Origin of the sequence: Streptomyces tendae (assembly GCF_008632955.1) — a bacterium.
Classification (GTDB): Bacteria; Actinomycetota; Actinomycetes; order Streptomycetales; family Streptomycetaceae; genus Streptomyces.
On sequence record NZ_CP043959.1, the window covers coordinates 4,330,815 to 4,351,678 of the forward strand.

Sequence of the window (20,864 nt, forward strand, 5' to 3'; positions counted from 1 at the left end):
GGCGGGTCCGCCGGCCGGCGGACCCGCCCCACGCGCGCGCTTCGGGACGGCGGCCCGGGGTTCAGACCTGGTTGAGCCCGCCGTCGACGTACAGGCTCGAACCGGTGACGAAGCTGCTTTCGCCGGAGGCCAGGAAGACCACCGCGGCGGCTATTTCCGCCGGGTCCGCGATCCTGCCCAGCGGCACCTGGGACGCCAAGTTCCGGCGGAACTCCGCGGCCTGCTCCTCGTCGGCGGCCAGCCCCGACAGGCCCGGTGTGTCGGTCGGGCCGGGCATGACGGTGTTGACGCGGATGCCACGCCCCCGCAGCTCGTTGGCCCAGGTCCGGGCGAAGGACCGGGTGGCTGCCTTGGTGGCCGCGTAGACCCCGAACGCCTCGGCGCCGACGTCCGCGTTGGTGGAGCCGTTGAGGATGACCGAGGCGCCCTCGTTGAGCAGGGGCAGCGCCTTCTGCACGGTGAACATCGTCCCGCGAACGTTGATGTTGAAGAGGGTGTCGAAGTGTTCCTCGGTGATCTGGCCGAGCGGCACGAACTCGGCGACCGAGGCGTTGGCGAACAGCACGTCCAGGCCGTGCCCCCGGCCGCCGACGGCCTCGAAGAGGCGATCGAGGTCCGCCGGGTTCGCGATGTCACCGACGACCCCGGTGGCCGCGGAGCCGATCGTCCCGACCGCCGCGTCGAGTTCGGCCTTGCGCCGGCCGGTGATGAAGACGTGCGCGCCCTCGGCGGCCATCCGCTGCGCGGTGGCCAGCCCGATGCCACTGGCGCCACCGGTCACGAGCGCCGTTCTGTCCTGGAGCAGTCCCATGCGAGGAATCCTTTGCGACTTCCGTATCGAGCGATACAGAAGTCGCACCGTAGCACTTCCGCATCGATCGATGCGGAAGAGGTAGGGTGCGGGGGTGCGAACCAAACAGAGCGGTGGCCCGACCGGCCGGCCACGGGGATTCGACGCCGACGAGGCACTCGAGCGCGCCATGCTCGTCTTCTGGGAGCACGGCTACGAAGGCGCCAGTCTGGCCACCCTGACCGGCGCGATGGGCATCTCCGCCACCAGCATGTACGCGGCCTTCGGCAACAAGGAGGAGCTGTTCCGCAAGGCACTGGAGCGCTACACCGAGGGCCCCGGCGGCTATCTGACCCGGGCCCTCGACGAGCCGACCGCCCTGGAGGTCGCCACCGCGATCCTGGCCGGCACCGTGCGCACCACCGCCCGCCCCTCCGCTCCGCAGGGCTGCCTGGGCGTGCAGGGCGCCCTGAGTACCAGCGACGCCGGGCAGGGTGTGCGTGACCTGCTCGCCACCTGGCGGAACGACGGCTGCGGCAAGGTGGGCGACCGGTTCCGACGGGCCGTCGACGAGGGCGACCTGCCGCCCGGGACGGACCCGGCCCTGCTGGCCCGCTACGTCACCACGCTGGCCTTCGGCATCGCCGTGCAGGCGGCGAGCGGCGTCGACCGGGACGAACTGCAGGCCATGGCCGACGCGGCGCTGCACACCTGGCCGCCCGTCTGACGCCGGGCCGCCCCGCTCACGCGGACGCGGTCAGACTCGCGACTCGGCCGGGACGCCCGTCCAGCGCAGTTCGGCGGGCAGATGGCTCATGTCGTTGGCGACGAGCACGGACGGAGCCCGGCCGGGTGCGTACCGGATCACCGTCAGTGCGGCGTTGCAGTGGTTGAGGCCGAGCCAGCGCCACTTCGGCGCCCGCATGGCGTCCCGGACCAGCCAGGCGACCAGGAAGTTGTGGGTGACGACCAACTCGTGGCGGTCCTCGCCACCGCCCACCGGCCCCGTGAACCGGTCCACCGCCTCACGGGCGAGCACCGGCCCCCGCTCCCGCTCCTCGGCGGTGGCGCCGTCGAGGAACTGGAGGTAGTGACCGGCCGCGTCGGCGGGCAGTTCCTCCCTGCCAGGCACGTACGGCACGTGGTCGCCCGCGGCTTCCGAGACGTGCAGGGGCAGGTTGTCCGACTGGCCGGCGATCAACTGGGCCGTCTGCTGCGCGCGGGCCGACGGACCGTGGTGCACGGCGGCGAGGGGGACGTCACGGAGGCGCCGGCCGAGCAGCGTGGCCTGCCGGCGGCCACGCTCCGTCAGCCCGCTGCCGTCCGGCAGGGCCTCGCCGTGCCGGACCAGGTAGAGGTGGCGGGCGGCCGTGCCGGTCGTCATCTCGATGTCCCCCCTGGTGCGTCGGCGCTCCTGCACCTCAGGGGACGTGGTCGGGGGCGGGCGCGGTTCCGCCCTCGGCCGGCCCCTCGCCGTCCTTGGCCGACGGCGGCTCCTTCAGGCCGGTCTCCAGCCGGTAGCGCACGGTGACGTCGCGGTAGTCCACACCGGGTTCGACCGTCTCCGGCAGGTGGGTACGCACGCTGCGGCTGACCGACTCGCGTGCGCCGGAGCCCGGGAAGCGTACGGCGGTGCGGGGGGCTTCCTCGAAGCGGAGACGGCCGGATCGGACCGTCGCCCCGAAAGCGATGTCGGGGGCGGTGCGCGCCGTGCGCCCGCTCCCCTGTTTCCGTGGCTGCGCGTCGGCCGTTCAGGGCGGCTCTTCGGCCTCCTCGACTGCACGGCGACGGGCGGGCCTCGGCGGCAGCTTGCCGTCCTCGCCGCGCACCCTGCGCTTGCGGGTGCCGCTCTCGGCCGCGGTCCGTTTCTTCGCGGCCGACCTGGTCGGCCTGCGTGGGGGCGCTTCGGCGGCTTCCTGGCCCGCCGCACCCGTGACGGCCTGCCCCGCTTCGGCGCCGGCGCCCCCGACCGTACGTCCGACCTCGCCTCCCGCCTCCCGCACGACCTCTCCGGCACCCTGACCGGCGTCCCGCGCGACCGCGCCGACGTCATCTCCTACGCCCTCGACGACCTCCCCGGCGCCCTGGCCGACGTCCTGGACCACCTCCCCGGCGCCCTGGCCGACGTCCCGCACGGCACCGCCGGCCCCCTGGCCGACCTCCTGCACGGCATCTCCCGCACCACGCCCGACGTCCCGTACGGCACCGCCGGCCCCCTGGCCGACCTCCTCCACGGCACCTCCCGCGCCGCGTCCCACGTCCCGCACCGCACCACCGGCCCCTCGACCCACCTCCTCCACGGCACCTCCCGCGCCGCGTCCCACGTCCCGCACCGCACCGCCGGCACCGCGGCCGACGTCCTGGACGGCCTGCCCGGCACCCGCGCCCACGGCCCCGACGGCTTCACGTGCCCCACCGCCGACGTCCCGCACGGCGGAGCCCACCCCGCGGGTCAGGTCGCGCAGGAGTTCCGGATTGCGGTCCAGCGTGGTCAGCACGCGGTTGATGATCAGGGCGACGTTGTCGAGGCGCACCTTGAGCTGGGCCTGTGCCTCCACCCCGGAGATACCCAGATGCACCCGGCCGAGGGACACGTCCGCGCCGACGTTCAGCCGCAGCAGGTCGAGCACCTCGGCCTGGAGGGACACATGGGCGCGCAGGTCCTCCACGTCCAGGTCGATCTCGTCCACCTTGAGCAACGGCACGTCCAGGTAGACGTCCGTGTCCGTGCGGTCGGCGGGCACGGGGGCCGCGGGCTCGTCCTCCACGTCGTGCGCCTCGGGCTCGGCGTCGTAGGCGTCCGGCTCGACGTCGTACGCGTCCGGCTCCACGTCGGGTTCCTCCGTGTCGTACGGCTCGCCCTCCTCGATCGCCGCCGCGTCGTTCTCGGCACTGTCGCCCATCACCGCACCTCCCGGTCGCCGGCCCCCTCGTTCCATCTTGCTGCGGGCGGCGGATCGATGCGCGGGCAGAACGGCGGCGGCGGTCCCCTGCCGGAGACGGCGGATACGCCGCCGGGGTCGCTCCGAACAGCGCGCGCAGGTCGTCGACGCGGGATCTGCTCGGCTGGTCCCCCAGCCACCAGACCCTGCTGGAGGACCTGGAGCACGGCGACTACCTGACCGCGCCGGCGTCCTGACCCCCGCGCACCGGGGCAGTCCTGCGCGCGGGCGCCCGCGCACCTCGGGCCCAGGCCCCGCGCCGTCCGTCCGCCGCTCCGGTCACCCGGGGACGGGGGCCGCCGCCGGGCGGCGGGCGGGCTCCAGGCGGACGACGACGCTCTTGGAGGCGGGCTGGTTGCTGTGGTCGGCGACGCTGTCGAGCGGAACCAGCACGTTGGTCTCCGGGTAGTAGGCCGCCGCCGTACCGGCCTTGGTCGGGTACGCGACGATCGTGAAGTCGTCGGCGCGCCGTTCCGTGCCGTCCGTCCACACGCCCACCAGGTCGACGTGGTCCCCGTCGGCGAGCCCCAGCGCGGTGAGGTCGGCGGGGCTGACGAGGACGACCCGCCTGCTGCCGTGGATGCCCCGGTAACGGTCGTTGTCCGTGTACGGCACGGTGTTCCACTGGTCGTGCGAGCGCAGCGTCTGCAGCAGCAGGTGCCCCTCGGGGACGCGCGGCAGCTCGTAGGTGTTGCGGGTGAACCGGGCCTTGCCGACCGGGGTGTGGAACACCCCCTCGTTCACCGCGTTGGGCAGCCGGATCCCGCCGGGACGCACCACGCGCCGGTTGAAGTCGTGCAGTCCCGGCACGATGCGGGCGATGCGGTCCCGGATCTCGCCGTAGTCCGACTCGAACTTGGGCCACGGGATGTCGGGGCCCTTGCCCGCGAGGGTGCGGCGGGCCAGGCGGCAGAGGATGGCGACCTCGCTGAGCAGCAGCGGGGAGGCCGGCTGCAGGCGTCCACGCGAGGTGTGCACCTCACTCATCGAGTTCTCCACCGTGACGAACTGCTCGCCGCCGGACTGAACGTCCCGTTCGGTGCGGCCGAGGGTGGGCAGGATGAGCGCGGTGTCGCCGCAGACGGTGTGCGTGCGGTTGAGCTTGGTGGAGATGTGGGCGGTCGTCCGGCAGGCGCGCACGGCCTCCTCGGTGACCGCGCTGTCGGGTGCGGCGCGCACGAAGTTGCCGGCCAGGGAGAGGAAGAACTTGACGCGGCCCTCGCGCATCGCGCGGATCGCCTTCACCGAGTCCATGCCGTGGGCGCGCGGCGGGTCGAAGCCGAACTCCTCCCGCAGTGCGTCCAGGAACGAGTCCGGCATCTGCTCCCAGATCCCCATCGTCCGGTCGCCCTGCACGTTGCTGTGCCCGCGCACCGGGCACGCACCGGCGCCCGCCCGGCCCAGATTGCCGCGCAGCATCAGGAAGTTGACGAACTCGCGGATGGTGGGCACCGCGTGCTTGTGCTGGGTGATGCCCATCGCCCAGCAGACGATGACGCGTTCGGACCGCAGGACGTCGTCGCGGACCTCTTCGATCTCCTCGCGGGTCAGTCCGGTCGCCGTGAGGATGTCGTCCCAGTCGACGGAGCGGACGTGCCGGGCGAAGTCGGCGAACCCTTCGGTGTTCGTGTCGATGAAGTCGTGGTCCAGCACCGTGCCCGGGCGGGCGTCCTCGGCCTCCAGGAGCAGCCGGTTCAGGCCCTGGAACAGCGCCAGGTCACCGCCGACGCGGATGTGCAGGAACCGGTCGGCGATCGCGGTGCCGTGGCCGATCAGCCCGCGCGCCGTCTGCGGGTTCCTGAAGCGCAGCAGTCCGGCCTCGGGCAGCGGGTTCACCGCGACGATGCGGGCGCCGTTGCGCTTGGCCTGTTCCAGCGCGGACAACTGGCGGGGGTGGTTCGAGCCGGGGTTCTGGCCGACCACGAAGATCAGGTCGGCGTGGTGCATGTCCTCCAGGCTGACCGTGCCCTTGCCGGTGCCGAGGGTCTCGTGCAGGGCGTAGCCGCTGGACTCGTGGCACAGGTTGCTGCAGTCGGGCAGGTTGTTGGTGCCGAGGGCGCGGGCGAACAGCTGGAGCACGAAGGCGGCCTCGTTGCTGGCCCGGCCGGAGGTGTAGAACACGGCCTCGTCGGGCGAGTCGAGGGAGGTGAGCTCCCCGGCGAGCAGTCCGAAGGCGTCGTGCCAGCTGATCGGCTCGTAGAAGTCGGAGCCGGGCCGCTTGACCATCGGCTCGGTGAGCCGTCCCTGGTCGTTGAGCCACTTGTCGGACCGCCCGGCGAGGTCGGACACCGAGTGCTCGCGGAAGAAGCCGCGGGTGATGCGCCGCGTGGTCGCCTCGTCGTTGATGTGCTTGGCGCCGTTCTCGCAGTACTCGTTGCGGTGCCGGTGCCCCGGCGCGGGGTCGGCCCAGGCGCAGCCGGGGCAGTCGATGCCGTCCACCTGGTTCATCGTCAGCAGCGTCTGCCCCGCGCGCAGCGGGGAGGTCTGCGCCAGGGAGTACTCCAGCGCGTGCATCACCGCCGGGGCTCCCGTCGCCCACGTCTTGGGCGGTGTCACGGTGAGCTGTTCCTGGGAACCGTCGTCGGACCGCTCGGACATCGGACTCTCCTTCACCGGACACGCGGACGTCCTCAGTCTCACGTCACCGGCCGGGGACGGCCACATGATCTTCCGCCGATGGGGTTCCGTGGCCGTCGCCCGGCCGGCGGGGACAGGTCCCGAGCCGGTCCGGCGCGTCAGGTGAGGGAGTCGAGCGGGTTGGCGGCCACCCGGACGGCGAGGCCCGACCGCACCGCCCCGGCGGCGCTGCTCTCCGGTTTGCGGGCGGCCTGGGCCTCGAAGCACGGCAGGAACTCCCCGGCGAGGCCGAGTCGCGGATGGCGCTCCAGGACCTCGGCCCGGAACGCGGCCGGGTAGGAGTCCGCCTCCCGGCCGACGATCTCCGTCGCCGTCGCGCGCGCCAGCAGGTGCCCCTCCGGGTCCGCCGACACCTCCACCTCCGGCCACATGTGCCGGACGATCACCTCCGCCAGACGGGTGCGGCGGGCGGCCGGCCATCCGGCGCCCGCCGCGAAGACCGCGGCGACCTGGCCGCCGGCCTCCTCGAACGCGACCGTGTGGCTGTCGAACACCGGCACCAGGGCGATGTCGTGGAACAGGGCGGCGACGTAGAGGAGTTCCGGGTCGAAGGGGATGCCGTCCGCCGTGCCGCGCGCCGCTGCCCACAGGTAGGACCGCTGCGCGTGCTGGAGCATCGCGGGTGAGTAGTGGGCGGCCGCCACCTCCAGGGCGGCGGCGGCCGTCGCGCCGTCCGGCACGGGCAGCGCGTCGAGCGTCGTACGGGTCATCGTGCGTCCCCCTCGGTGGGGCCTTCCTGCACCACGCGGACGATCGTCCTGCCGTGCCTGCCGCGGCCGGGCGCGAACGCCTCGGGAACGTCCTCGAGCGGACGCACCTCGCCGACGGCGGGCTTGAGCCGTCCCTCCCGCACCCGCCGCACCAGGTCGGCGAGCCGGGCGCGGTCGGGTTCGACGACGAAGAAGACGGCCCTGCCGTCCGCGGGCCGCACCGTGGGCGGCGCGGCGATCGTGACGAGGGTGCCCCCGGCGCGCACCAGCGCCGTCGAGCGGTCGAGGACGGTCCCGCCGATGACGTCGAGCACCAGGTCGACCTCTCCGACCGCCTCCAGCCGCTCCGACTCCAGGTCGAGGAAGACGTGGGCGCCCAGGCCGAGCGCGGTGTGCCGGTCGGCGGCCCGTCCGGTGGCGATCACCCGCACGCCGGCCTCGCACGCCAGCTGCACCGCGACCGAACCCACGCTTCCGGCGGCGCCGTGGATCACCACCGTCTGTCCGGCGGTGAGCCGCCCGTGGTCGAACAGGCCCTGCCACGCGGTCAGTCCGGAGATGGGCAGCGCGGCGGCGACGACGTGGTCGACGTCGGCGGGCAGCGGGGCCAGGTTGCGGGCCTCGACGGCGGTGTACTCGGCCAGGGATCCGTCACGGGCCCAGTCCGCCATGCCGAAGACGTGCTGGCCGACCGTCAGTCCGGTCGTGCCGTAGCCCAGCTGCTCCACCACCCCCGACAGCTCGTGTCCGGGCACGCTGGGGGTCCGCGCGCGGCCGGCGCGGTCGGCCCAGGTCGACGGCCAGTCGAGTTCGCCCCGCGTGAAGCCGGCGGCGTGCACCCGTACGACGACGTCGTTCTCGGCGGCGTGCGGATAGGGCAGTTCGGTGAGCGTGAGTCCCTGGACACCCGTGTCGGGGTCGTGGACGGTGATGGCGCGCATGGAAGTCCTCGGAGGTTGCGGGGTGGTCGGGCATCAGCACCATCCCCTCGCGGGTCCGCGAGGCACGTGCCGTGCCGTGCTCTCGACCGTATGCACCAGCCGATCCCTCCGTGTGGGCCACTTCGCGGGTGGGGCGTTGCGCCACTTGTCACCGGCCCGGGGGCGTCCCGGGCCCCGGCCGGACGGCCCAGGGAACACACCGGCTCCCCGGGCAGTTGTCGCGCGTATGACCACGACGACGTCACGGCCCGAAGTGCTGCGCTACACCGCCTTCTCCAGCGACCCCGCGGGCGGCAATCCCGCCGGTGTCGTGCTCGACGCCAGTGCCCTGGAGGACCGGGACATGCTGGCCGTCGCGGCCGAACTCGGCTACTCGGAGTCCGCCTTCCTCACCGTGCCCCCGGAGGGTCTCGGCGGGGAGGCGGGACGGGCGTACACCATCCGCTTCTTCAGCCCCAGGGCCGAGGTGCCGTTCTGCGGACACGCGACGGTTGCGGCGGCCCTCGCGCTCGCCGAGCGGCTGGGCCCCGGCCCGCTGGTCTTCGCGACACCGGCCGGCACCGTGCCGGTGGACGTGACGCGGCAGGGCGAGACGCTGCGGGCCACGCTCACGAGCGTCGAACCGCACCTCGAGGACGTCACCGACGCCGATCTGGCGGAGGCGCTGGCCGCGCTGGACTGGCCCGCCACCGACCTCGACCCGGCGTTCCCGCCCCGCATCGCGTTCGCCGGCGCCCGCCATCTCGTCCTGGCGGCGGCCACCCGCGCCCGTCTGGCGGACCTGGCCTACGACTTCGAGCGCCTCGAAGCCCTGATGCACCGCCTGGACCTGACCACCGTGCAGCTGGTGTGGCGGGAGTCGCCCGCCCTGTTCCATGTGCGTGACCCGTTCCCCGTGGGCGGGGTCGTCGAGGATCCGGCCACCGGCGCCGCGGCCGCAGCCTTCGGCGGGTACGCCCGTGAGCTGGGTCTGGTCCCCGAGGACGCCGTCCTCACGCTGCGCCAGGGAGAGGACCTGGGCCGTCCGGGTGAACTCACGGTGACGCTGTGCGCCGGCGACCCGCGCGTGCGGGTCAGCGGCACGGGAACTCGCATCGGCTGACGGCGGGGGGCGGCCGGGGCGCCCGCGCGGAGCCCGCGTGGTGGCGGGGTGACGGACGGGGCGTGACACTGAGGTGGACTACCCCGAGCGACAGGTGGGGCCATGCCCGCAGCAGCCACGCAGTCCGTCGAAGAGGCGATCGAGGTCGCCGTTCCGGTGCACACCGCGTACAACCAGTGGACCCAGTACAAGACCTTCCCCCGCTTCATGCGCTGGGTGAAGGGCGTCGAGCAGCTCCGGCCGAACCTCACCCGGTGGGTGATCGGCGCCGGCTGGGTGAGCTACGAGTACACGGCCGAGATCGTGGAGCAGCGGCCCGACGAGCTGATCGCGTGGCGGGGGCTCGGCCGCTGGGCCGGACACCGGGGCGAGGTGGCGTTCCGCTCCGTGGGGACGGAACACACCGAGATCGTCGTGCGCATGGGGTCCCTGCCGCACCCCGCGAAACGGCACCTGCTGCACCGGATCCCGGTGACGGCGCGCGTGGTGCGGGCCGAGCTGGGCCGCTTCAAGTGGTTCATCGAAGGGCTGGGGCAGGAGAGCGGCGCCTGGCGCGGGGTCATCCGCAACGGGCAGGTGCAGCCTCTGGAGGCGGAGCCGCCGCGGAGCAGGGTGGCCGGCTGGCCCGTCGGCTGACCACCGCTCGCGGCCCGCCGTCCCGCTGCGGGGTTCCGGATATCTCGTACAAAGTCTGGGATCGGCCGAGCGGTTCCGCCGGTCCGGGGAACCCGGTGGTCGGAACCGACCCGAGGAGCGACCATGAGCACCCCTGACGACAAGGATCTGACCCATCCGCTGGAGCAGGTGACCGGCGAGAAGGACGTCACTCCCGAGGAGGAGAGGCGCCAGGACCGGAAGGCGTCCGGAGGCACCGACGCACCGGACGCCGACGGCTCCGGCGACGACACGTCCGGAGGGTGACCATGACCGTGGGCGCCGCCTCGTTCTCCCTCCAGGACGCCGACTCGCTCGGCGGTGACGAGAGCATCCTGATGCGTCAACGCCGGGACCACGCACGGCTCGACGCGATGATCAGCCGCTGCCAGTCCGAGGACCTCCCGGCCGACGAGCTGGACGCGCTCTGGCTCGACATCGTGCAGCTGGTGTTCAGCCACGCCTTCGCCGAGGAGACCGTGCTGTGGCCGCTGCTGCGGCGCGTGGCACCGGACGGCGAGGCGCTCACGCGTCAGGTCGAGGAGGAGCACCAGGAGATCAACGAGCTGATCGCACGGATCGAGCGGTCCCCGGACGACCCCCGGCGCGCGGAGTGGCTCCAGCAGGCGTTCGCCCTCGTCCGGCAGGACATCCGCGACGAGGAGGACGAGCTGCTGCCGCATCTGCGCGTGGCGTTCGACGACCGCAAGCTGCGACGCATCGGCGCCGCGTGGGAGGCCGTGCGGGCGACCGCCCCGACCCGGCCGCACCCCGGTGTGCCACGGCGCCCGCCCGGGAACGCGCTGCGCGGTGTGCCGCTCAGCGTCTTCGACCGGCTGCGCGACCTGGCGCCGGGCAGCGGTCCGGCCGCCCGGCGCGCCTCCCTCGTGGCGGCCGGAGCGGTGGCGGCGGCGGGTGGTGCCGTCGTCCTGGCGGTGCGGTTCGCCCGCCGTACGCGGAGCTGAGCAGACGTCGGCGGCGTCCGCCGGGCGCCGCCGTTCGTTCTCCGCTGTTCGTTCTGGCCGGGTTCACCCGGGGGGTTCGGCGCCGCGTCCCTCGCGGGAGCCCGCGTAGGCCGCGTCGCGCAGGCGGTTGAGGCGTCCCGCGGGGTGCAGTCCGGGCAGGCTGTGCGCGTTGGGGTCGTAGGACAGCGTGGTCTCCCCGGGGGCGGCGTACACCGCGTCGAGGATGAGCGAGGCGAACGGCCGCCAGGGTTCGCCGGGGGCGGCCGCGCACAGGCGGAAGCGGACGGGCCGGCGGGCGAGTTCCCGCCACAGGGTCGGCTGCGGGGTGTGCGGCGGGCCGTGCACCGGGAAGGCGGCGAGGACGCGTTCGCATCCTCCGGTCCGGTACGCCAGCAGGGTGGAGTACGCCCCGGTCAGGGCATCGGGCCGGAGCAGCGGCAGATGCCGGCCGAGCCGTCCCGCGCCGCTGGACGTGAACAGCAGGTCGAGCGGCCGGCCGGGGCCGCCGGCGTCCTCGACGCGGACGGCCAGGCCCAGCGCGTCCGGCAGTCGCCGGGGCGTGCCCAGGGCGCGGGACCAGCGCACGGTCGCCGGGTAGGAGGCGTGCCGGTCCAGCCACGGCACACCCCAGACGGCGTCGCCGCGGCCGGACACGTGCAGGGTCCCGGAGCACAGCACCCCGGTGGAGTGCACGGCGGGTGCGCCCCGCCACCGGGCCACCCGTTCGGCGGCCCGGTGGGCGGTGTCGTGCACGGTGCCCACGGGCGGTTCAGGTCCCGGGGCGGATGACCGCGCGGACGCAGCCGTCGGTCTTGTGCTTGAACATGTCGTACGCCGTGGGGGCGTCGTCGAGGGACAACGAGTGGGTGGCCAGGTGGGCGGTGGAGATCTCACCGGCGGCGAGCCGGTCGAGCAGCATCGGGATGTAGCGCTGCCCGTGCATCTGGGCGCCGCGCACGGTGAGCCCCTTGTTGATCACGGCGCCGAGCGGGAACTTGTCGACGACGCCCGCGAAGACGCCCAGGATGAACACCGTTCCTGCCTTGCGACAGGCGTGAATGGCCTGGCGTACGGCGGTGGGGCGGTCCGTCTGCAGTCGGAGCTGCTGCTTGGCCTGGTCGTACAGGTGCATGGGGCCGTCGCTGTGGGCCTCCATGCCGACCGCCTCGATGCACACGTCGGGGCCCCGCCCGCCGGTGCGTTCGCGCAGTTCCGCGGCGACGTCGGTGGTGGTGTAGTCGATGGTCTCCGCGCCGACGTACCGCTCGGTCATCTCCAGCCGCTCGGGGATGCGGTCGATGGAGATGACGCGTTCCGCCCCGAGCAGGATCGCTGCCCGTGCCGCCATCTGTCCCACGGCGCCACAGCCCCAGACGGCCACCACGTCGCCGGGCTTGACGCCGGCCAGGTCCGCTCCCATCCATCCGGTGGGCACCGAGTCCGACAGGAAGAGGACGCTGGTGTCGTCGATGCCCTCTGGGACGGTGAAGGCGCCGTAGTCGGCGAACGGGACCCGCACGTACTCGGCGTGGCTGCCGCGCAGGCCGCCCATGGCGTGCGAGTAGCCGAAGATGCCGGCGGTCTCGTAGCCGAACAGGGCCTGCCCGATGCCCGGGTTGGTGTTGCTGTTGTCGCACAGGGACCACAGGTCGTTGGCGCAGTACCAGCAGCGGCCGCAGCCGATGAACGAGCAGACGACGACCCGGTCGCCCACCTTGTGCTTCCGCACCGCGGACCCGGTCTCGACGACCTCGCCGACGAACTCGTGGCCGATGACGTCTCCGGCGCGCATCGCCGGGATGTACCCGCCGATGAGGTGCAGGTCGGAACCGCAGGTGGTACCGGCGATCAGCCGTACGACGATGTCCTGGTCGTTGCGCAGTTCCGGGTCGGGGACCTGCTCGACCGACAGCTTGTTGACGCCTTCCCAGCACAGGGCCTTCACAGCACTCCCTCCCCGCCGGACCGGCGGCCGAACAGTCCGACGAGCCGGCCGCCCGGGGTGGGCCGAATCGTCGGCGGTGTGTCGGGGAGCATGACCTCCCCGGTCTCCAGTACGGCCTTGGCCTCGCGCAGCGCCAGCCGTACCTCCTGGCGCGGGTCCTGCCCGGCGAGGCGGGCGGGCAGGGACACCGGGGCGGGAGGCGTCGGCTCCTTGAGCCGGGCGGCGAGTTCGGTGCCGCGGTCGCCGGGCGCCGGCCGCAGCCGTACGTCGATGCGGTCGGAGAGCCGTTCGAGGGCGTCCGGCAGTTTTCCGTCCTGCCGCACGTCCTCCGTCGGACGGTTGACCGTCACCGTCAGCCAGCGGTCGCCCGCCCGGTCGTCCCCGCCGCGTGCGGCCGCGCCGGCCTTCCGGGCCGCCGCGACGCCGACGGCGGCGACGGGAACCATCCACAACGCCCTCTTCATGTACTGCCTCCTGCTCGGACGGGCCTCATCGTGGGCGCCGGGTTTCCGCGGCGGGTGAGGCGCAACGGCGCCGGGCCGGCGCCGGCGGCGGTCACGGGGCGGGCCGGAGGCCCTGCGCACGCACGGCCGGGATCAGTCACCGGTCGTCCTGTCCACCAGGGCTCCGTACGTCAGTTGCAGCGCGTCCGCGCCCGCCAGCGCGGTCACGGCCCCCATGGCGGTGCGGGTGGCGCGCGGCCACAGGAGCTGCCCCGCCGTGAGGCTGGAGGCGACCCAGACGCTGACGCAGAAGGGGCAGGTCACCAGTTCGCCGACCGTGGCCCTGTGGTCGTCGGACCGCGCCTCCTCGTGCAGTTCCGCGGGTCCCTGCGGGCCGACGAAGGTGGTGAAGGGGGCGCGCAGCGGGCTGGTCACCGAGCCTTTGCTCAGCAGCCGGCTCAGCCGGAACGTGGCGACGGCGGTCAGTGCCACGTCCCACGGCGCCGGCCGGCCACGCCGCCGCACCACCAGGGCCCAGCCCGTGGTGTAGGCGGCGAACGCCGACATGGCGACGAGGTACCCGCGGATCGGACGCCCGCCGTCCTCCGCGTACGTGTGCTCGACGCGGCGCAGCACCCCCTTCACCCGGGACACGGCACCGCCCTCGGACGTCCTGGTCACGACGTCCGTCCTCCGTCCGTCCCCGGCGTCGCCCCGGCCGTCGCCGGGCCGTCCACGGTGTCCGGTACGCCGTCGCCGGGCAGGCGGATCTCGACGTGCCCGTCGGTCACGCGGGTGTCGAAGGCGGGCTGGGGCGCGGTGGCGGGGCCCTCGACGTTCCAGCCGTCGGAGAGCCGGAACACGCTGCCGTGCCAGGGGCAGCGGACGCAGCCGTCGGCGACCGTGCCCTCGGACAGCGGTCCGGCCAGGTGGCTGCACCGTTCGGCGAGTGCGTGCACCTCCCCGCCGGCCTCCCGCACCACCAGGACCGGCACGTCGTCCACGACGCGCCGTACGGGCTCGCCCACCGGGAACTCGTCCACGCCGCCGACGCGGTGCCAGCCGTCGCTGACGACGTGCGGCACCTCCTCGGCGTGGTTGACGCCCGCCGCCTGCCGGTACGCCATGTGGCCGCCGAGCAGGCCGCCGACGCCGACGGCGGTCAGCCCGAGGAACCCGAGGGCGCGCCCGGCCGTGCCGCGGCCGGTCAGGCGCAGGACGAGGGAGGCGCCGTAGAGCCCCACGGCCGTCGTGTTGGCCACGGCGTGCACCAGGCCCACGCGCTGCTGCTCGCGGTGGAGTTCCGCCCAGTCGGTCAGGCCCGTCACCGCGGCGGGGGCGGCCCCGGCCAGGCCGACGGCCACCAGGAGGTCCGCCTGCCGGGACCGGCCGGGGGTGAGGTCCAGGACGGCGGCCGACATCCAGCTGCCGATGGGCAGATGGATGGACATCGGGTGCAGGGGGTGGCCGAGCCACTTCCCGTGGAGTACGTCCCGGACGCGTCCGAGCGGCAGCGCGCGCACGCCTGCGCCGAGCGCGTCGATCAGTTTGTCGCGGCCGGGATCGCGCTCCAGCGCGTCCAGCAGCCACAGCATTCGGTTCTGACCCATGAGGGGGCGCCCAGGCTTCTTGCTCATGCGCGCTGAGTTTCCCCACGCGCGGCGCGCAAACAGCGGGAACGACGGCGTGCCGTCCGGGCCGGTCAGCGGACCCGCAGGCGCACACGGGGCCATGAGGTGTTGACGTAGCCCTTGGGGTTCCACAGAGAGGCCGGGGACGCGGGCATGCCCGCACCGGTGGTGTCCCACGCCCGGGCCAGGACGTCCGCGTCACCGGACGGCAGGTCGAGGGTGATGTGCCACTGCTGCCAGACCCCCGGTCCGGCGGGCTCGTCGAGTGCCGCCCGGAACCAGGCGCGGCCGCCGTCCGTGGACACCTCGACCCGGGCGACGGTGCGCCCCTGGCCGGCGAGCGCGTAGCCGGTGACCTCGACCGGGCCGGGTGCCACGAGGGCGCCGTCCTGCGGGGTCAGGACGGCGCAGTTGAGCGGGAACGGCCCGAGGGCGACGCCCTCGGCGCCGGCCTCGCCCCCGGGAAGGCGGTAGGCGGTGGTCTGGAAGTAGCCGTCGGAGGGCGTGGTGCGCGCGGTGACGCGGGTCAGCCACTTGACGCTGCGGGCACCGATCCAGCCCGGCACGACCACGCGCAGGGGTGCGCCGTGGACGTCGGGCAGCGGCGCGCCGTTCATCGCCCAGGCCAGCAGCACGTCCGGCTCCGTCGCCCTCTCGCGCGGGACGGACACGTCGTACGGCTGGGGCGGGTCGGCGGACGGGGAGACGTCGGGGGCGTGGAAGGCGATGTGGGCCGCCTCCGGCGCGACACCGGCGTGGGCGAGGACGTCGGCGAGGCGCACGCCGTGGAACCGGGCGGTGGACGCGGCGCCCGGCCCCCAGGGTGTCTCGCCGGGGATGTCGCGGACGGTCATCAGGCCGGCGCGCCGGTTGCCCGCGCACTGCAGGGTGACCGTCGCCCCGGCCTCCTCGAAACGGTCCCGCAGCTCGGCCAGGGACAGCCGCAGCGGGTGCGCGACCAGGCCGTCGACGGTCAGCCGCCAGTCCGTCGGGTCGAGCCGGGGCACGGGTCCGTGGCTGCGGCTGTAGAAGGTGTCGACGTCGGTGATGCGCGCGCCGGCCAGGGCGCCGCCGGGAGGTTCCGCGTTGAACGGCTCCTGTTGGTGGACCACCATGTCGTCCCGCTTGCCCCAGATGCCCATGGTGGTGATTGTCCGCCTGTCCCCGGCGGGCCGCCCGGTCAGGCGTCGCCCATGACCAGGCCCTCGATGGTGTGCTTCTGCGTCACCGGCACCAGGACGTCCACGACGGGGCAGTCCAGGTGGCGCCGGACCCGCTCGGGCAGCGCCTCCCAGTAGGCGCGGGTGACGGCGGTGTCGTGCCGTTCGCCGTTGGTCGCGTCGGGGCCGTCGACGCCCAGCACGAGGACGGGGCGCGCCTTGGCGGAGTGGTTCCTGGTGCCGCGGTGGATGGTCAGCGCGCTGCGCGCGGAGATGTCGCCGCGCCGCGGGTACTTGCGCACCGCCCGCTCCTCGTAGCGCGGGTAGTGCGTCCGGGGCGGGAACATGCCGTGGCCGAACTCCGGGCTGTCGTCCCACTGGGTGCCGGGGGCGATCTCGAAGGGGCCCATGTCCTCCTCCGTGTCGACCGCGGTAACGTTGAAGGCGAGGGAGGTCAGCCGGCGCTCGGCGCGGGTCTCCTCGGGCATGGGGAAGTCGCGGTGCCACGGCTGGTCGACAGCGCCTTCCAGCGGGACGTCGAAGCCGACCTCGACGATGCGGTAGTCGGGGCCGAGGACCGCCGTGCAGACGGAGCGCACCCACGGGTGGTCGACGAGGTCGACGAAGCCGCGCAGCCGTTCGGGGTGGATCTCCACGTAGTAGCGGTGGGGTCCGCGGCCGACCGCGCCGCCGGGGCGGCTACGGGCCTCCTCGAAGGCGGTCTCGATGTCCTCGCGCAGCCGGTCGGCCCACTCGGGGGTGAAGGCGCCCTTGCGGGCGGTGATGCCGTCCTCGTAGAGGGCCTGGACGTCGGCCGTGACGTCGGCGTCCAGCTCGGCCGGGGCGATGCCGGGGTGGGTGTACGGGCTCATGCGTGCCTCCTTGCAGCGGGACGTGTGGGGGTACCGGGCCGGGTACCCCCTCCGGGTCCTATGTTGCATCGTTGATTTCAACGTGGCAATAGCCCGTGCCCGCTCATGGTCCACGCACTGGGGCGCATGCCACGATGTGCGGGTGAGCAGCAGCCTGAAAGACGTGGCGGCGCGCGCGGGGGTCTCCGCGCGCACGGTGTCGAACGTGGTCAACGGTTCCGCCCGGGTGGCGCCCGAGACCCGCCGACGGGTGCAGGAGGCGATCGACGAGCTGGGCTACCGCCCCAACCTCGCGGCCCGGAGCCTGAGGGCGGGACGGACCGGCATCATCGGCCTGGCGATCCCGGAGCTGCACTCGCCCTACTTCGCCGAGCTGGCCGGGCTGCTCGTGGACGAGGCGCGCCGCCGGTCGTGGACGGTGGTCATCGACCAGACGCACGGTGACGCCGAGGCGGAACGGCGGCTGCTCACCGGTGACGGCGGCCGGGTGATGGACGGTCTGATCATCAGTCCCTGGGCACTGCCGGCCGAGGACATCACGGCCGCCGCACGTCCCCTGCCCGTGGTGCTGCTCGGCGAGCGCGACCCGCAGGGCCTGGCGGACCGGGTGGCCGTGGACAACGTGGCCGCGGCGGACGAGGCCACCACGCACCTGCTGTCGCTGGGCCGCCGCCGCGTCGCCGCCATCGGCCTCCAGCCCCATCTGGGCAACGGCACGGCCGAGCTGCGTGCCGAGGGCTACCGTACGGCGCTGCGGCGTGCCGGGATCACCCCGTGCCCCGCGTGGGAGCGCCCGGTGACGGCGTTGCACCGGGGCGACGGCGCCCGGGCGATGGCCCACCTTCTCGACTCCGGCGACGCGCCCGACGCGGTGTTCGCGTTCAGCGACGAACTGGCGCTGGGGGCGCTGCACACGGCGTACGCCCGAGGGCTGCGGGTGCCGGAGGACCTGGCGGTCGTCGGGTTCGACGACATCGAGGACGGCCGGTTCGGCCGGCCGACGCTCACCACCGTCTCCCCCGACAAGAGGCAGATCGCCGCGCGGGCGCTGCAGTGCCTCGCCGACCGCATCTACAGCCCGCTCAACGACGTGCCCGCCGCCGACCTCACGGTCCCGCACCGGCTGGCCGTCCGCGGGAGCACGGTGGCTTCGGCCGCCTAGGGCCCGCCGGGCATGGCCCGGTGCCGAGGTCTCCGGGTGGCGCGGTGCCATGGCGTCCGGGACGGGCGGTGGGCTGGTTTTGTGCGCCACCGGGTGTGCGCGTGGCCCGGCCGGGGAACATGTTCGCCCTGTTCGGGCGTGCGAGAGGATTCCATGTGACTGCGTCGGCGTCAGGGGCGGGCGACCGCCGGCCCGGTGCCCGGGATGACGACTACCAGCCGGATCCGCACCGGTGGCGTGCCCTGTGGGTGACGCTGGTCGCCGGTTTCATGAGCCTGCTCGACGTCACGATCGTGGCGGTCGCGCTGCCCACCATCCAGACCGACCTGGGGGCCTCCCCCGCACAGGTCCAGTGGGTCGTGTCCGGCTACGCCCTCACCTTCGCGCTGGCCCTCGTCACGGCGGGACGGCTGGGTGACGCCCTGGACCGGCGGAAGATCTTCCTGATCGCCCTGTGCGGCTTCGTGCTGTTCAGCGCGGCCTGCGGCGCGGCGCCCGGCATCACCCTGCTGGTCGTGGCCCGCCTCGCCCAGGGCCTGGCGGCCGGGTTCATGGCGCCGCAGAACTCCGCCCTCATCCAGCAGATGTTCCGGGGCGCCGAACGGGGCCGCGCCTTCGGCTACTTCGGCGCCACCGTCGGCATCTCCTCGGCGTCCGGACCGATCGTCGGCGGTGCGATTCTCGCGCTGGCCGACGGCATGCAGGGATGGCGGTGGATCTTCTACGTCAACGTGCCCATCGGTGTCCTCGCCGTGCTGCTGGGGCGCCGCCTGCTGCCGCGGACCCGGAAGTCGGGGCGGGGCCATGTGGACGTGCCGGGCGTGCTGCTGCTCGGGCTCGGCGTGCTGTCGTTCATGTTCCCGCTGGTGCAGGCGGAGTCGGGCGGGCTGAGCCGCATGTGGTGGCTGTTCCTCGTCGGCGCCGCGATCCTCGCCGTCTTCGTCCGCAGGCAGCGCCGTCTGCTCGCCCGGGGGGCCACGCCCCTGCTCGATCCGCGGCTGTTCACCACGGTGCGCGGTTACGCCATCGGCGCGGGCGTGGGCACGCTGTACTTCATCGGCTTCAGCGGCGTCTGGCTGGTCTTCGCGCTCTTCTACCAGCACGGCCTGCACTACTCCCCGCTGGAGTCCGGGCTCGCCGTGACGCCCTTCGCCATCGGTTCGGCCGGGGCCGCCGTCATCTCCGGGCGTCTCGTCGACCGGTTCGGGCGTCTGCTCACCGTGTGGGGGCTCGCGGGGGTGATCGTGGGGCTCGGCGGTACCGCCCTGCTGCTGCGGTTCGCGCCCCTGGACATCGCCCCCTGGCTCGCCGCCCCGGCACTGTTCGTCGGCGGCATCGGCGGGGGCTTCGTCGTCTCCCCCAACATCACCATGACGCTGCGGGACGTGCCCGTGCGGATGGCGGGCGCGGCCGGCGGCGCACTGCAGACGGGGCAGCGGCTCGGCGCCGCGGTGGGCACGGCGGCATTGCCGGGCCTCTTCTACCTGATGCTCGCCCGCAACGACGACTTCCGATCCTCCCTGTTCATCGCGCTGGGTGCCGCCCTCACGGCGATGCTGACCTCGCTCGCCCTGGCGGCGTACGACTGGCTGCGCGACCGGCGGATGCGCCAGGCACACGGGGAGTGCCCGGAGGAGGTCGCGAACAGCCCGGTGCACGCCCGGCAGACCTGAGGGGGGCACGGCGGGGGGCGGGGCGTCCCGGTCACCGGCGTGAGCGGCCCGGCGGACGGCGGGGGCGTCGCCGGTCTCCCGCCTGAACGGCCGGACGGACGGCGGAGGCGTTGCTGATCACCAGCCTGAGCGGCCCGGCGGACGGCGGGGGCGGCCCCGTCAGCGGCCGCACGCGGCCCCCGGGTGCAGGACGATCTTTCCGACGTGGTTCCTGCGGGCCAGTTCCTCCTGCGCCCGCGCGGCCTGGTCCAGCGGGTACGCCGCCGCGACGACCGGCTCGACGGCGGCCTGCCGGGCCATCTCCATCAGCAGCCCGAAGTGGGCCCGCGTGTGCATCGCCGAGCCGATCACCTGGGCGTTGTGCAGATAGAGGCGGCGTACGTCGAGGTGCACCCCGTAGCCGCCGAGCGCCCCGGCGATCACCCACCGTCCGCCTTCCCGCAGCAGCGGCACGCCCTCACTCACCAAGTCCCCGGCGACGACGTCGAGCCCGACGTCGATGCCTTGCGGGGCGGCGGCACGGATCTGCCCGATGACGTCCCCGGCCCGGTCGACCACGGCGTGCGCCCCTGCCTCGCGCACCGCGTCGATCTTGGTGCCGCTGCTGACGGCGACCACCTGGGCACCCCGGGCGCGGGCGATCTGAACCAGCGCGAGCCCGACCCCGCCGGAGGCGCCCGAGACCAGCACGGTCTCGCCCTCGCGCATGCGCCCGCGCTCGATCATGCCCAGCGCCGTGCCGTACGCGGTCGGCAGGGAGGCGAGCTGGTCGTCCGTGAGCGGGGAGCCGGTGACGTCGTGGAGCTGGTCGAGCGGGGCGGTGACGTACTCGGCGTATCCGCCGTCGCGTTCGCTGCCCATGAGGCCCACCGGGTGGGCGTCCGGACCGTCACCGTCGTAGACGGCCGGGTCGACCACCACGCGGCGGCCGACCAGACCCTCGTCACCGCCGGACCCCACCGCCGCCACCCGGCCCGCGACGTCGGCGCCCTGGACGCGGGGAAAGTCGACCGGCCCCCGCCAGCCCGACCGGGCCTCCGGGTCACCGGGCCGTCCGTAGGCGCCCTCGCGGGTCCACAGGTCGGTGTTGTTCAGGGCCACCGACGTGACGCGCACCAGCGCCTCACCGGCCCGCGGCACGGGCACGGGCACCTGCGCCGCTTCCAGCACCTCCGGTCCGCCGTGCCGTGTGATGCGTACCGCGCGCATGTACTCGGACATGATCCTCACCTCACAG

Annotated in this window: 22 protein-coding genes; 7 read left to right on the forward strand and 15 right to left on the reverse strand. The window is 74.0% G+C overall.

All coding sequences use genetic code 11. The features are described from left to right. Positions 1–61: 61 nt before the first annotated feature. The gene (locus F3L20_RS19875) at positions 62–811 is read right to left on the reverse strand and encodes an SDR family oxidoreductase (protein ID WP_150155514.1); all 750 of its coding nucleotides are present in this window, start codon (positions 809–811) and stop codon (positions 62–64) included. 94 nt (positions 812–905) lie between these two features. Between F3L20_RS19875 and F3L20_RS19880 the strand changes: the two genes are divergently transcribed. Continuing rightward, the gene (locus F3L20_RS19880; protein ID WP_150155515.1) at positions 906–1,517 is read left to right on the forward strand and encodes a TetR/AcrR family transcriptional regulator; all 612 of its coding nucleotides are present in this window, start codon (positions 906–908) and stop codon (positions 1,515–1,517) included. A gap of 30 nt (positions 1,518–1,547) precedes the next feature. On the opposite strand, the gene F3L20_RS19885 is transcribed toward F3L20_RS19880, so the two are convergent. The 6 genes from F3L20_RS19885 to F3L20_RS19920 all read right to left on the reverse strand — a co-directional run bounded on the left by F3L20_RS19885 (position 1,548) and on the right by F3L20_RS19920 (position 8,020). Then, complete coding sequence (locus F3L20_RS19885; protein WP_150155516.1) at positions 1,548–2,174, reverse strand: histidine phosphatase family protein; 627 nt, start codon at positions 2,172–2,174, stop codon at positions 1,548–1,550. Positions 2,175–2,211: 37 nt separating this feature from the next. Further along, positions 2,212–2,373 (reverse strand): hypothetical protein, encoded by a 162-nt coding sequence (locus tag F3L20_RS34300; protein ID WP_206338802.1) that lies wholly within the window; start codon positions 2,371–2,373, stop codon positions 2,212–2,214. 168 nt (positions 2,374–2,541) lie between these two features. After that, complete coding sequence (locus F3L20_RS34040) at positions 2,542–3,693, reverse strand: hypothetical protein (protein ID WP_206338803.1); 1,152 nt, start codon at positions 3,691–3,693, stop codon at positions 2,542–2,544. A 318-nt stretch (positions 3,694–4,011) separates the two neighbouring features. Then, positions 4,012–6,330 carry an FdhF/YdeP family oxidoreductase gene (locus F3L20_RS19910; protein ID WP_150155517.1) on the reverse strand — a complete coding sequence of 773 codons (2,319 nt, stop codon included), beginning with the start codon at positions 6,328–6,330 and terminating at the stop codon, positions 4,012–4,014. 137 nt (positions 6,331–6,467) lie between these two features. Further along, positions 6,468–7,079, reverse strand: coding sequence for an HD domain-containing protein (locus F3L20_RS19915; protein WP_150155518.1), 612 nt, complete (start codon positions 7,077–7,079; stop codon positions 6,468–6,470). Next, a complete protein-coding gene (locus tag F3L20_RS19920; RefSeq protein WP_150155519.1) occupies positions 7,076–8,020 on the reverse strand; it encodes an NADP-dependent oxidoreductase in 945 nt (314 codons plus the stop codon). The genes F3L20_RS19915 and F3L20_RS19920 overlap by 4 nt, the downstream gene beginning before the upstream one ends. A gap of 226 nt (positions 8,021–8,246) precedes the next feature. Between F3L20_RS19920 and F3L20_RS19925 the strand changes: the two genes are divergently transcribed. From F3L20_RS19925 to F3L20_RS19935, 4 genes are all read left to right on the forward strand, one after another. After that, on the forward strand, positions 8,247–9,122 hold the full coding sequence (locus F3L20_RS19925) for a PhzF family phenazine biosynthesis isomerase (protein ID WP_150155520.1): 876 nt from the start codon (positions 8,247–8,249) through the stop codon (positions 9,120–9,122). A 102-nt stretch (positions 9,123–9,224) separates the two neighbouring features. Continuing rightward, positions 9,225–9,758 carry an SRPBCC family protein gene (locus tag F3L20_RS19930; RefSeq protein WP_145828234.1) on the forward strand — a complete coding sequence of 178 codons (534 nt, stop codon included), beginning with the start codon at positions 9,225–9,227 and terminating at the stop codon, positions 9,756–9,758. 123 nt (positions 9,759–9,881) lie between these two features. Beyond that, entirely contained in the window at positions 9,882–10,043 is a 162-nt protein-coding gene (locus tag F3L20_RS34045; RefSeq protein ID WP_167534564.1) for a hypothetical protein, read from the forward strand. A gap of 2 nt (positions 10,044–10,045) precedes the next feature. Then, positions 10,046–10,741 (forward strand): hemerythrin domain-containing protein, encoded by a 696-nt coding sequence (locus tag F3L20_RS19935; RefSeq protein WP_150155521.1) that lies wholly within the window; start codon positions 10,046–10,048, stop codon positions 10,739–10,741. Positions 10,742–10,804: 63 nt separating this feature from the next. On the opposite strand, the gene F3L20_RS19940 is transcribed toward F3L20_RS19935, so the two are convergent. The 7 genes from F3L20_RS19940 to F3L20_RS19970 form a co-directional block, all read right to left on the reverse strand. Continuing rightward, positions 10,805–11,503, reverse strand: a complete 699-nt coding sequence (locus F3L20_RS19940) for a phosphodiesterase (RefSeq protein ID WP_240810711.1) — start codon at positions 11,501–11,503, stop codon at positions 10,805–10,807. 7 nt (positions 11,504–11,510) lie between these two features. Continuing rightward, a complete protein-coding gene (locus F3L20_RS19945) occupies positions 11,511–12,686 on the reverse strand; it encodes a zinc-dependent alcohol dehydrogenase (protein ID WP_150155522.1) in 1,176 nt (391 codons plus the stop codon). Continuing rightward, positions 12,683–13,150 carry a hypothetical protein gene (locus F3L20_RS19950; protein WP_150155523.1) on the reverse strand — a complete coding sequence of 156 codons (468 nt, stop codon included), beginning with the start codon at positions 13,148–13,150 and terminating at the stop codon, positions 12,683–12,685. The genes F3L20_RS19945 and F3L20_RS19950 overlap by 4 nt, the downstream gene beginning before the upstream one ends. A 132-nt stretch (positions 13,151–13,282) precedes the next feature. Beyond that, positions 13,283–13,810 (reverse strand): DUF1360 domain-containing protein, encoded by a 528-nt coding sequence (locus F3L20_RS19955; protein ID WP_150155524.1) that lies wholly within the window; start codon positions 13,808–13,810, stop codon positions 13,283–13,285. Then, positions 13,807–14,739: a Rieske 2Fe-2S domain-containing protein gene (locus F3L20_RS19960; protein ID WP_150155525.1), complete on the reverse strand. Its 933-nt coding sequence runs from the start codon at positions 14,737–14,739 to the stop codon at positions 13,807–13,809. The genes F3L20_RS19955 and F3L20_RS19960 overlap by 4 nt, the downstream gene beginning before the upstream one ends. 92 nt (positions 14,740–14,831) lie before the next feature. Beyond that, complete coding sequence (locus F3L20_RS19965) at positions 14,832–15,902, reverse strand: sulfite oxidase (protein WP_150155526.1); 1,071 nt, start codon at positions 15,900–15,902, stop codon at positions 14,832–14,834. 38 nt (positions 15,903–15,940) lie between these two features. Further along, a complete protein-coding gene (locus tag F3L20_RS19970; protein WP_150155527.1) occupies positions 15,941–16,792 on the reverse strand; it encodes a phytanoyl-CoA dioxygenase family protein in 852 nt (283 codons plus the stop codon). A gap of 142 nt (positions 16,793–16,934) precedes the next feature. Here F3L20_RS19970 and F3L20_RS19975 point away from each other — a divergent pair, with 142 nt between their 5' ends. Both F3L20_RS19975 and F3L20_RS19980 read left to right on the forward strand, forming a co-directional pair. Further along, positions 16,935–17,954: a LacI family DNA-binding transcriptional regulator gene (locus tag F3L20_RS19975; RefSeq protein ID WP_150155528.1), complete on the forward strand. Its 1,020-nt coding sequence runs from the start codon at positions 16,935–16,937 to the stop codon at positions 17,952–17,954. 155 nt (positions 17,955–18,109) lie between these two features. Beyond that, positions 18,110–19,627 carry an MFS transporter gene (locus tag F3L20_RS19980; protein ID WP_150155529.1) on the forward strand — a complete coding sequence of 506 codons (1,518 nt, stop codon included), beginning with the start codon at positions 18,110–18,112 and terminating at the stop codon, positions 19,625–19,627. A 159-nt stretch (positions 19,628–19,786) separates the two neighbouring features. On the opposite strand, the gene F3L20_RS19985 is transcribed toward F3L20_RS19980, so the two are convergent. Continuing rightward, positions 19,787–20,848, reverse strand: a complete 1,062-nt coding sequence (locus tag F3L20_RS19985; protein WP_150155530.1) for a zinc-binding dehydrogenase — start codon at positions 20,846–20,848, stop codon at positions 19,787–19,789. Positions 20,849–20,864: the final 16 nt, after the last annotated feature.